Origin of the sequence: Bradyrhizobium sp. RT6a, from assembly GCF_040547675.1 — a bacterium.
Taxonomy (GTDB): domain Bacteria; phylum Pseudomonadota; class Alphaproteobacteria; order Rhizobiales; family Xanthobacteraceae; genus Bradyrhizobium.
The window spans coordinates 702029-713958 of record NZ_JBEPQC010000002.1 but is presented as its reverse complement, the minus strand read 5'-3'; the positions used below and the strand labels follow the sequence as shown (position 1 = coordinate 713958).

Sequence of the window (11930 nt, the reverse complement as noted above, 5' to 3'; positions counted from 1 at the left end):
TGTTTCTATCCACCGGCTTAGATGTTTGCAGGGTTGTCCCGGTTTTGCAGGAGCGGCAGATGCTTGCTAACGCTCTTCCGACGTCATCCATTTCGTGCGATCGACTATGGCGTGGGCACGCAGCGATCATAAGGCGGGTAGTAGTAATAGCCGTATCCACAGGTCACCGGCGCAGCAGCGCCATAATAACCGTGACCGTAGTAACCTGGCCTGTAGTACGCACCTGCGGCGGCACCGAGTGCAGCGGCACCGACTGCAGCAGCGCCGATGCCTACGGCGGGGCGGTAAATACCTCCTCGGTAAACGCCGCCTCGGTAGACGCCACCCCGGTAGACGCCGCCCCGGACCCCAACGGCGCGCACGCCGCCTGCGCGAAATCCGCCTGCGTGAAAACCACCAGCTCGAAAACCGCCGGCGTGAAAACCACCACCGCGAAATGCCGATGCTTCGCCTGAAACGGCCAACAAAACGCCTGTGCCGACAATGGCAGATGCGGCGAGTGCTCCAACGGTTCGAGCCGACATTTTGCTCCTCCTCACGCTGATGAGATCCGGCCGCGGGCGCCTAAATCGGCCCTCCTCGAGCCAACCGTACACCGTGACTGAACGGCGCCTATGCAGAAACGGCGCTATATGATTTCGACGCGAAGGGCTTCTGACTGGACTGGAGCGACGCCCTAAGCCGGCGCCGCCGACTTTCTCTGCCGTTTTTGCATAGTCAACGTCTTTCGCCAGCCTTTAACGTGTCCGCACGTTTTGCGTGTATGCAAAGATACCTTGCCGAACTCTCGCAGAAGGCGAAGTGCCCTCTCGGCGACAAGTAAGTTTTCGGATGCGGCATCAAATACTTCGCAGGGAGCACAAATTAGATCTCCGGACGTATTTAGCAATGGAAAGTGTTGAGCAGCCTATGGCCTGGAGTCGTGTTTTCAATTTTGACGATCCATTCCCTTTCCAGCAGTCTATCCGAGGGTCGGACAACAAGCTGCTGCTAACAAGAAAGGGGGACTTCCGCGCCGAACTGACCCAGGTGACATTCAATCGGCTAATGATGCAGCGCTTCGACGTTACGCTGCCGCAAGTCTACACGAGCCAGATCACCTCTGGTCGAAGGGTTATTGCCTTTCTTACCGGCGAGCAGCCGACGTTTCTCCATCGCGGCAGAGATCTTTCGCTCAACGAAATCGTCGTCTGCAATTACGACGTAGTGCATCACAGAACCGAAGGGGACTGCCGCTTTGGAGCGATGTCACTGGCCCCTGGCGATTTCGATGCCGCGTGCAGGGCTATCGCGGGTGATGAGTTTTCTGGAGTGGAGTTGGAATATTTGGTCCGGCCAAGTTCGGTTCTTATGCGGCAATTGCAACAACAGCACGAATTAATTGGTAAGATAGCCATCGCGACACCAAACCTTCTCGAACTCCCAGAGGTGGCCCGGGCCTTAGAGCACAACATAACGTACACTATGATCAAGTGCCTCACTGAGGGCTTAACGTCGAAAGTAGAAGGCGCCAACCATCGCCACGGGCGGATAGTTGCACGGTTCGAGGAATTCCTCGAAGCAAATCCCGTGCAGCCGTTGTATTTAGCTGATATCTGCACCGCGATCGGCGTGGCCGAGCGAACACTTCGAGTGGCCTGCGAAGAACATCTGGGGATGGGACCCATCCGCTATTTGACTCTGCGAAGATTGCATCTGGTTCGTCGCGCGCTGCTCAGGGCTGATCCTTCATGCTCGACAGTCACAAAGATTGCCACCGATCATGGCTTCTGGGAACTGGGGCGATTTGCGGCGGCTTACCGAACGATGTTCGGAGAACCGCCCTCGATCACGTTGCGCCGGTTCGCCGACGACAACTATGTCTTTGATCGTCCGACCTCTCCCGCAACCGTGTCGTTTAGCGACTGACGTCAGTTTAAGGAGTGCGCTGCTCCGCGGCGATAGCGGATAAGCTCATTCGATTCCGACGATTAAGCGCGAACAAGACCTTTTCACCAGTCTTTGAATGTGGGCTCGGCGCACCCCCCGCAAACCCAAGGAAAACTCCAGTCGGCTGTCAGTCTCGCGCTTGCGGGAATGTATCGGCTCCAAACCGACGGTTTGATTGGTGAGATCGATCGCCAAACTACGTCGAACGTTCCTGCGGAATTTATCTTACCAACCATGGCAGGCTTGGACAGATGGTGATTGGTGTTCATCACAACCTCAAAGCCGCTCGGCGCCTTCACTCGCTGACCGTACATCGCTTGACGGACGGCGTTCACATCAACAGTGCCGGCTTGGCTGACCGCCTGGGCCCACATTCGAAAACCGACGAAAGTGGCTTCCATCGGGTCATTTGTCATGCCGTCACGCTGCCCGTTGAAGTCGGTCCACATTTTGACAAAAGCGTCGTTTTCTGACGACTTAACGGACTGAAAATAATTCCATGCCGCCATTTGACCAGCCAGCCTGTCAACGCCAATCTGCTGCAGTTCGCGGTCTCCGATCGAGAGCGCCATAACAGGGAGGGTTTTAGCGCTGACCTGTTGAGCGATCAGCTCACGGTAAAAATAGGTGTTGGCGTCTCCATTAATGGTCGAGATGACAGCCGTCCGTTTCCCTTCCGAACCGAACGCCTTGATCCTTCCGACAATCTCGCGCCACTCTGATTGCCCAAAGGGCGTGTAGATCGTCGTGATATCCTCCGGAGCTACGCCTTCGCTGTACAGATAGGCGGTTAGGATCTTGTTGGTGGTGTGCGGATAGACATAGTCGGTGCCGAGCAATACCCACCTGCGAACTTGGCCGCCCTCCTTGCTCATTAGATATCGAACGGCCGGAATTGCCTGCTGGCTCGGCGCGGCGCCACTGTAGAAGATGTTACGCGAACTCTCCTCGCCCTCATACTGAACGGGATAGAAGAGCAGGCCATTCAACTGTTCGAAAACGGGGGTTGCCGCTTTTCGGGACACGGAGGTCCAGCAGCCGAATACGACTGCAACCTTCTCCACCGTGAGCAACTCGCGAGCTTTCTCGGCGAAAGCTTCCCAATTGGAAGCAGGGTCCACGACTACCGGCTCCAATCTTTTCCCCAGCAAGCCACCCTTTTTGTTCTGGTCCGCAATCATCATGAGAGCCGTGTCCTTGAGAACGGACTCGCTGATCGCCATGGTTCCGGACAACGAATGCAGAATGCCCACCTTGATGGTCTCTTCGGAAGCATGACCCAACGGACCAGAAAGAGCGAGCATCGCCCACAGCAAGCCGCGCCAAGTCGAAGCGAATTTCATGCGGCCCCTCCGTCGAGCCCGTAGATGCGCGTCTCAATGGACATCCCCTTCGCCATGACCGCATCGAAGGCCCTGAATTTAAATTGATCGCGAACGCGCGAGTAGACGGCTTCGCTCACTAGGATTGTCGTACCGACCTGCTTGTTCAGTCCTTCGAGCCGAGCAGCAAGGTTCACCGTGTTGCCAAGAGCTGTGTAGTTCATTCGCTCAGTTGATCCGACATTTCCAACGACGGCCTCTCCAACATGAATACCGAACCGCGTGATGAAGGGCTTCCACCCTTCCGCCGCGAACTCAGCGTTGAGCCGTTCACCGGCGGCTCTGGCTGCCAGTGCCGCACGGCAGGCACGCGCGACATGATCTGCTTGTGGCGCGGGCGCATTCCAGAATACCATCACCGCGTCACCGATAAACTTGTCGATTGTGCCGCCTTCCGCGAGGAAGGCTTGGCTTAGGGCCGAGAAGTAGCGCGAGGTCTGTTGCATCAACAAGTCGGGGTCGACCGATTCCGCGATCGTCGTGAAGCCCTGAACATCCGTAAAGATCAACGTGATCTCCTGTTTGATCCCTCCGAGCCTAGTGGAGATGGAGTTGTCCAGCACGCCGCGCACGATCTCTTTTGGAACGAAATGCGCAAACGACCATATCGCACGCTGCGCCAAATTCACGGTACTGCCTAGATCGTGTATCTCTGCAATGTAGGATGTTACTGGCACTGGATCAGGCTGAGCCAGATTCTGAAGTTTTCCGGCCTGCGCAGCAATAGCGTTTAAGGAACGCGCCATGCGATTGCCGAAAATCCAGACCATCGGGATGAAGGCCGCGCCAACGACCATCGCCAAGATCAAGCCCGTGAACTGTACTTTCCTGACATTCTGGACAAAATCATCCTGCGCCGCCACCAGCAATATGCTGGCGCTGTAGCCATCGCTCAAGGTGAAACTCGTCAATCTAAAAAGATAACCGTGGCCCCGGTTATCTTCGACCGAACCTTCGTCCACGCCAAGATTGCGTGACATCCGCAGCACAGAGGCAATGAGTCCATCTTTGATTTCGCCGATGTTGGGTAGCTGCGATCGCGCGGGATCGATCATCGCATTTTCGAGTAACTCCACAAAGTCAGGATGGGCGATCAGGGAGCCAGCTTGGTCGAAGATCGTTGCGGTGCCGTTTGGTCCTGGCCGCTGAGCCTGGACGAAAGCGCTGAAGCTATCGAGCTTAAGGTCGGCCGCGAGCACGCCGGTCACCTTGCCCTGCAAGGGCGCAGCCACGGTAATTACTGGTGCGCCAAGATTGAAGGAAAGATACGGCTCGGTGACAAAGGTCCGGCCCGTTTTCATGGTCTGGGTGTACCAAGGCCGCGTCCGAGCATCGTAGCCGTATTTCCAGAAATCGATTTCGTCGACGTCGCTGCCCTGCCGATCTTGGAACACCCGGCGCATCGGCAGCTCGCCCGCCGCCGTGGGCCGTACGAGATTAATCACGATGTCAGCATTGGCCGGCGCTCGCAGCTTTGCGCGCTGGTCCTCAGTGAGGTCGCTGGTGCGCCGCACTTGTAACCAGGCGCCATTCGCAAAGCCGACGTAGATACTGTCCATCTGCGGCATTTCGTGCAGAGCGGCCTTGAACAGGGGGATCGCCCTGCCCGTTTCAGATCGGTCATCCGAATCCGCTACGCTCGAACTAGTAGCAAGCACGTTCACAATTGAAGAGATGGAGCTCAACTCACTATGCAAGCGGCCCAAAGACTTGGCGCTTGCTGCGTCCATATAGGCTAAAGCCGCTTCGTGCGTTGCCAAGCGCAGAGATCGAGCCTGAATTGCGATCAATAAACCTGCAAGCGCAACCACAAAGGTAGCCACAGCAAGCGTTATCGACGTCCGGAACGTGAACATGCAGGCGCACCGCTACTTTGAGACTAGACTAGGGGAGCTTGCCTCTCGCCACTATGCTAGTTCGGCAACAACGTTGGCTTGATCTAAACACTTTCGGCTTTGCAGTTCCGCGCGCCCCGGGCGTCTGTTCGACCTAAGGCGACGGCCGTGATCGCCGACGAGACGAGTGCACGAGCAGGATAAGAGGTGCGCTCTTATGTGATTGTCCCCCACTGGTGTCGTTCCCCCGGCATGCGGAGAGAACTAGTGCCCCACAAAGCAGACCCGATTTCTGCAGCGCAGATTGGCCGAAGTAGCATAGTCAGGCCCGCACCTGTTGATACCCTCTTCACGTGGCGATTTCGGGCCACGTTGCAATCACTAGGAGCAAGCGATGATGACTCTAAGGGTTCTGGGCGCGACCGTGATTGTGGCATCAGCCCTGTCCGGCTCTGCTGCATCGGCACAATCGGCCCTCTCTAATCCAGACATGTGCCAAGCTGAATTCGCAAGCTGCACGGGACTCGGGACCGGGGCGACCCCTACCACCGGCTATCGATACCGGCAATCAACGCGGCGCGCCAATAGCCAGCCCGTCGCTGCGGCAGCAGGTGCTACGGTCGGCGGATGGGGCAACTCTTACGCCAACGCCGGCGAGATGGGCTGGCACGGCAACTGGAACACCTATGCCACTCGCAATGGCATCGTTTGCCGCCCCGGCACCTATTTCAAGGGTCCTGACGGCCTTCGACATGTCTGCCAATAGGTCATCCACTGTGACCAGAAGCAGGCGGTCCCTCAGGACCGCCTACTCCCTGCCCTGTAGTCGCGTTCGTCCTGAACAAGGAAATCGCACAATTGCAACCGCTTTTGTAGCGGCTGACGACCGCGTCCGAAGTTGCGAGGTGAGGACGCGAGGACGTCTCTGGGTAAGCAGACGCACTGGTTGCAATAGTTAAGCGGCTCAATTGACCTCAGGCCGCCGGTATCCGCCGCGCGGTGTTGTCAACAAGATAGCGCCGCCCGGCGTCTCAATTTCTGACGAAGTATAGCGGCGTTCTAATCGTCAACTGATAGGCCGGCTTTGGTGTCCATGCAATCTGGGCTGTGATGCCAAACAGGCGATTATCGTTATCGTCCATCCGGTCGAGGTCGAACCGTACAATTGGCTGAGTAAAGGATGGCACTGTCGCCAGGTTCAGCAGTTGCGCTCCGCCGAATGATTGAACGCCCGCGCGGCCCGTGAATTTCCAGTTGTTGGGCCACTGATAGTAGCCGCCGAGATAGCCAATGGTATTCGGGTTGATTGTTGCGGAAGAAGAGTCAACATTGATCCTCGTGTATTGGACGCCGGTCAGAAAGCCTTTGGTCTCGTCTTCGTTCAGCGCATAGTCGAACTCCACAATGTTGTTGAAGGACGTCGTCGCAAGCGCAGAATCCGGCACCGATCTCGTGATGGTGGTCTGCAGTGTAATCGTTGGTATGGATCCGCCATTCTGCTGATAAAGGTCAGCCTGGAAGCCCACGTTCCAGCTCGAGATCGCAAGGGACGACCAGTCAGACGTCCCACTTTGCAAAGCGCTCGCCGTGAACCCGCCATACAACGAAACGGCGTCGCTAACATCGACCGTCAGCGGAACGTCAAGTGCAACGCTCTGGGTTGAAGGCGACGATGGTGCCGGAAAGCTCGAAAGTCGCGGTAAACTCGACGGATCCGAGAGTGCTCGAAGCGCCGCGATGGCCGTTGACAGCGAAGGACTGCTGAAGCCGACCGAAAGTGTATTGGCGGGCACCGAGGCGTAGTTCGTTCTCAGGTCAAAATAAAGATTAGGCCACGAAGTCGGTCCGGATCCACCATTGCTGTCGCTAGGATCCTGAGCCAGGGCGGGACCGGATAGACATACCAGAGCCGGCAAGAGCATCAGACAACAGTACGATCGAACCACATCGGCAAAACGTCGCTCTTGCGCCGTCCCTTTGGCGCGAGCTCGGAAAATGAACATCGTCATCCCAACCGGCCGCTTTGATCGCTACGGCAGTATGGAGCGGACGTAATAGCTTGTCCAATGTGGCTCTAATGTCTGATTCCAGCCCATCGCTGCCGTTGATGCGACCCCGCTGAATGTCGGTTGATAGGGACGGACCGGAAGCTTGCGGGGGTGGGCAAACTGGCGCTCCTGAGCCAGACGTCGGGTAGCCCGTTCTTACCTTTGTCTACCAAGGTCGCCGGCCGGTCTAGGGATGACGCTTACACCTTCGTGTCGTCGCAGTTTCGATGGCGACCAGCAGGGATCCAGGTTGCAGCGGCTTGGTAAGGAAAGCCGCGCACCCGGCGGCTTCGCAGCGTTCGCGAGCGCTGGCCTCGTTGTGAGCCGTGATGACGATGGTCGGAATCCAGATCCCTGAGCGAGTGAGTTGGTGCTGAAGCTCAAGGCCGCTCATTTCGGGCATCTGCAGGTCGACAATCAGGCACACTGGTATTCCGAGCGGCAGGCTGGCCAGAAAGTCCCGAGCGGAGGCGTATGTCCTAGCCTTGAGCGCGCGAGCCCTTAACAAGCGCTCGAGAGCCCTCAGCACGAAGGGGTCGTCATCCACAATCGCGATGCAGCCCGAGTTGTCTCCCATAGCGACACTATCGGCGTCAAGGTTGTGGGCTGTCGAGTTGGCCCTTGGACCAACATCACTTTGGTACCACTCGGCACTAGATCCGCGCTTTTTCTGTCAACCTTACGAGGTCCGCTACCGAGCGTACCCCGAGTTTCATCATCACCCGCCCGCGGTGCACCTTGATCGTCTTCTCCGCAGTACCGAGGTCCCCCGCGATCTGCTTGTTGAGGCGGCCGGCGACTACCTCGGTCAGAACTTCGCGCTCCCGCGGTGTCAGCATCGCGAGGCGTACCTTGATCTCGTCGATCTCAGCAATAGCGACACGGGTCGTCGCATCCTGTTTTTCGGCTCGTGCGATCGCAGTCAACAATTCTGTTTCCTTAACCGGCTTGGTCAGGAAGTCGATCGCACCCGCACGCATCGCGCGGACGCTGGTCGGTATGTCGCCCTTGCCAGTTAGGAAGATGATTGGCCTTTGCGAACCTGCTGCAGTCAAGGTCTGCTGCAACTCTAGCCCACTTAACCCCGGCATCGACACATCAAGGATCGCACAGCCGGGTACCGACCCATCGTGTTCGGCCAGAAACATCGGCGCAGACGTGAATGCCTTAAGGCTGAAGTTTCGCGCCCGTAACAGCCGCGACAACGCATTCAGCACCCTCGTGTCATCATCAACAAGAAAAATCGTGAACGCCGGATATTTCATTCAAGCCTCCGCAAGGACTTCTTGCGTTGGGAGCAATATGGTGGCGACGACGCCACCAGTACTGTCATTGGCCACGACAATCTTTCCTCCATGCGCTTCAATGATGCTGGAGCAGATCGTCAATCCAAGTCCAAGGCCATGGTTTTTTGTGGTGAAGAACGGCTCGAACAATCGGCCTGCCTGGGCAACCTCAATCCCTGGCCCCCGATCTCTGACAAAAACCTCAATGCATCCCTGCGTTGCCCGGCTGGATACCGTGATCATCCGCGTCCCCTCGGTTGAAGCCATCGCGTCCATTGCGTTCACGAGAAGGTTTAAGAGAACCTGCTGCAATTGGATGGCATCGCCTAAGAGATGAGGCAAAGCGGCCGCAAGATCCATGTTGACCACAATGCGGCGATCGATCATTTCGCTCCGAAGCAACGCGACCGTCTGATCGATCAATGCGTTCATACTGACAGATTCCAGTTCCGCCTGGCCCTTTTTCAGCAGGTTTCGCAGCCGATGAATGACTTCGCCCGCCCGGTTGACATCTTGCACAATATCCTGCAGCGCGTCTCCAACCTCCGCGACGTTGGGGGGATCGTCAGCCAGCAGATAGAGCGCCGCCTGCGCGTTCGATAAGATCGCCGTGAGTGGCTGGTTGACTTCGTGCGCGATCGCGCCGGAGAGCTCACCCAGAACGGAAACCCTCATCAAGTGCGTGACTTCCTGTCGTTGCAACTCCGCTTCGGCCTCGACGGCCTTCTGTTCGGTGACATCAACGAAGATTCCGCTAAATCGGTTCGGAGCTCCATGATCGTCTGGGCGCACACGCGTCCGGATGCTGATCCACCGGACCCGCCCTTCTGATATAACACGAACTCGCGTTACGGCAGGTTCCCCGGGATTCCTAATTTGGCGGATCGCGGCGAGTGCGACATCGCGGTCGTTAGGGTGTACGACCTCCAAAAACGCATCGCGAGTAAGCGGCAGGTCACCCACGAGTCCGAACATTGCTCGGCAATGCTCAGTCGTCCACATTTCGTTGGTACTTCCATCAAACTGCCATAGGCCCACATTTACCGAAGCCGCGGTGAAGCTCATTCGCTCCTCGCTTTCCTTGAGCGAGATTTCAGCTTGATGGCGCCGGCGTCGTTGGAACAGCAATGCGACGACGAAGGATGCCTGCAATCCGACAATCAAGATCGTGCTCAGTACGAGGTAGCGATGCTCACTCCAGAGAGTCGGCTCCTTGAAGAGCACAATGCTGCCGAGCGGAAGGTCACTTTCTTTGAGGCCCCACTTCTTCATAGCCCGCGCGTCAGTACGGAAGGCGGGCTTGGGATTGGATTTTGGAGGTATCTTTGTCACCTCGGTACCCGAAAGTATATCAAGCGCCATGTCAGCGGCAGTTATGCCCAGAGATTCGAATGTGTCTGTGTACCCTCCAACGATCCCGGCGCCGATATAGGTATCGAAGATCCCGTAGACCGGAGCGGCGGAAGCTTTCGCCACAGCGGCGGCCACGTCTCTTGGGATGAGGCGTTTGCCTTCGCGATCTGCGAAAAAGGTAAGAATCATGACAATGCTGTCTCTTGGCAGCTGCGAAACATCGCGGAGCAATTCCGCGTATGTGAGGTTGGACCAGTAGAGCACCTCAGGCCCGGCATTTTGGCTTTCGATCGCCGTGCGTGCGATTTCACGCCAGCGGAGATCAACGGCATCGGTCCCGCTAATCACCACTAAGCGACGTGCCTGGGGCTGAAGCCTTTCTGCAAGCTCAAGTGTCTTTCCGGGGTAGGAGTTATTGATCACGCCGGTGATGTCCGGCGGCAGCTGCAGCGCTTCGTAAGTCGACCGGGTGACATCCGAGAATACGACGGGAACCGCCGGGCCGACCACGTCGCGATACTTCAGGATGAAAGGTATCGCCGAGACGCCGATTACGAACAGAAGGTCAAAATGTACGCCGTCGTATTTTTCGCGAAGGAAATTGGCCATTCGTGAGGCGTGGGCCTCATCCGGACGTCGGGCCAAATCCAAATATTCGGCGTCGATTTCGATCCGCTCGGCAGAACGTTCCAGAAAGCGCTTCCGGACCGCATCCGAAACCATTGCAGTAGCCGGGAACGTATAATTGTATGAGTGAAGAACTAAGACCCGCCGCGATGCATCTTCAGCCTGAGATTGCGCGATGAGAATCCAAGGCGCGAAAAAAATCAGCAAAAATACGCCGCGCCAAAAGCGCGCGTACCTAGCAGCCGGCCAATCACCCCGATCGCAGGCTTTCACGGAGTTCGTCCATTCGAAACTTGGGCGAGAATAGAGCATTCCTTCGGGAACTGATGTGACAATCCTGAATTCTATTGCTTTTAATGCAATTTTCGGTCCGGTGGTCTGTTTTGTGAGGCACTCTTGGGTGGCGCTTGTTAGCGAATATACATCAAAATCGCTGCAGCTTCCAACGAGGGAATGTAGCCTCTAACTGAACGACTACCACGTTACGTTCAGCCGAAACTGTCCTTTGAAATTGTAGACCGGATAGTTCTTGATGATCGGAACGCCGACCTCGAAGGAGGTTGCGACATTGTCGGACAGCTTTTTGCCGACGCGGACATCCAGCGGCAAAAACAGACGGCCAGTCTGCCCGGTGATCGAATCCCCGAAATTGAAGCGGATGTCCTGGCTCGGGTAGAAGGTGACGGACCATCGGTCGGGAAGACCAAGGTTTAACGCTGGACCGAATTGCAGGTTGCTAATGTTCCTTCTGGTCGGATCGCCGGCGACGCTGACGTCGTATCGAAAGATTGGTTCGAAGTAGCTCGACGAACTGATTTCCGGCAACGCGACCCGAAAACCCACGATCGGCATCACGCGCCACTTTCCGGAGCCGAGAGGGTCTTCGCCTGTCGGAACGAACATTCGAGCTCCGAACCCGACCGCCCAGCGCTTGTCCAGATCGTGGATGACGGCCGCCTGAATGTCGGCGTCTCCGATGCCGTACAGATAGTTGCCGGTCGGGTTGCTTGAGTTGATCCTATTCCTGGCGAGCAGCGGCAGATCCGCTCGTGTGACCACGCTCCAGGTGGGCGTCAGATAGAACGCATGGTCGTAGCGGAAGTTGAGCGTCTGCGTCGTCACGTCGCGAGTGCTTCCCGGCGCCATGCGGTATTCGTACTCGAGTTGGAACAGGTTCTCGGGCGGGCGGAAGAAGTCCAGACCGGAGGTGTCCGCGATCGGTGGCGATGACTGCGCGACGGCCCCGACGGGCCACAGCAGGAGCGCAATAGTGGCGGCGCCAGATGCCATGTGTTTTCGACGGCAGAGGTCCGCGGTCGTTCCGTAGCCGGCTCGTTCCGACTTGCCACTCGAGAGCTTCGGTTCGCATTCGCTACCCATCAACTCGCTCACGCGTTTGTCCCTCCGCCTCCGCTGCAGCGACCGCCCGGCTCCCGCCATTCCGGATGATCGCTGGCGTGACTGGGCTCT

General features: G+C 57.2%; 10 protein-coding genes. 3 read left to right on the top strand and 7 right to left on the bottom strand.

Features of this window, described 5'->3' with window-relative positions:
* The first annotated feature begins 191 nt into the window (after window positions 1–191).
* Complete coding sequence (locus ABIC03_RS13180) at window positions 192–455, top strand: hypothetical protein (protein ID WP_354058624.1); 264 nt, start codon at window positions 192–194, stop codon at window positions 453–455.
* Window positions 456–888: 433 nt separating this feature from the next.
* The gene (locus ABIC03_RS13175; RefSeq protein WP_354058622.1) at window positions 889–1908 is read left to right on the top strand and encodes a helix-turn-helix domain-containing protein; all 1020 of its coding nucleotides are present in this window, start codon (window positions 889–891) and stop codon (window positions 1906–1908) included.
* An 83-nt stretch (window positions 1909–1991) separates the two neighbouring features.
* On the opposite strand, the gene urtA is transcribed toward ABIC03_RS13175, so the two are convergent.
* Together urtA and ABIC03_RS13165 are read right to left on the bottom strand one after the other, a co-directional pair.
* Window positions 1992–3233, bottom strand: coding sequence for an urea ABC transporter substrate-binding protein (urtA, locus tag ABIC03_RS13170; protein WP_354059639.1), 1242 nt, complete (start codon window positions 3231–3233; stop codon window positions 1992–1994).
* A gap of 35 nt (window positions 3234–3268) precedes the next feature.
* A complete protein-coding gene (locus tag ABIC03_RS13165; protein ID WP_354058619.1) occupies window positions 3269–5167 on the bottom strand; it encodes an adenylate/guanylate cyclase domain-containing protein in 1899 nt (632 codons plus the stop codon).
* Window positions 5168–5540: 373 nt separating this feature from the next.
* On the opposite strand from ABIC03_RS13165, the gene ABIC03_RS13160 reads away from it, so the two are divergent.
* On the top strand, window positions 5541–5912 hold the full coding sequence (locus ABIC03_RS13160; protein ID WP_354058617.1) for a hypothetical protein: 372 nt from the start codon (window positions 5541–5543) through the stop codon (window positions 5910–5912).
* 265 nt (window positions 5913–6177) lie between these two features.
* Here the strand turns inward: ABIC03_RS13160 and ABIC03_RS13155 are convergent, their stop codons facing one another.
* The 5 genes from ABIC03_RS13155 to ABIC03_RS13135 form a co-directional block, all read right to left on the bottom strand.
* Window positions 6178–7068 (bottom strand): hypothetical protein, encoded by an 891-nt coding sequence (locus tag ABIC03_RS13155; protein WP_473321008.1) that lies wholly within the window; start codon window positions 7066–7068, stop codon window positions 6178–6180.
* 313 nt (window positions 7069–7381) lie between these two features.
* Window positions 7382–7771 carry a response regulator transcription factor gene (locus ABIC03_RS13150; protein WP_354058613.1) on the bottom strand — a complete coding sequence of 130 codons (390 nt, stop codon included), beginning with the start codon at window positions 7769–7771 and terminating at the stop codon, window positions 7382–7384.
* A gap of 76 nt (window positions 7772–7847) precedes the next feature.
* Window positions 7848–8459, bottom strand: a complete 612-nt coding sequence (locus tag ABIC03_RS13145) for a response regulator transcription factor (RefSeq protein WP_354058611.1) — start codon at window positions 8457–8459, stop codon at window positions 7848–7850.
* Complete coding sequence (locus tag ABIC03_RS13140; protein WP_354058609.1) at window positions 8460–10733, bottom strand: sensor histidine kinase; 2274 nt, start codon at window positions 10731–10733, stop codon at window positions 8460–8462.
* A 201-nt stretch (window positions 10734–10934) separates the two neighbouring features.
* A complete protein-coding gene (locus ABIC03_RS13135; RefSeq protein ID WP_354058607.1) occupies window positions 10935–11900 on the bottom strand; it encodes a transporter in 966 nt (321 codons plus the stop codon).
* Between the last annotated feature and the right edge of the window lie 30 nt (window positions 11901–11930).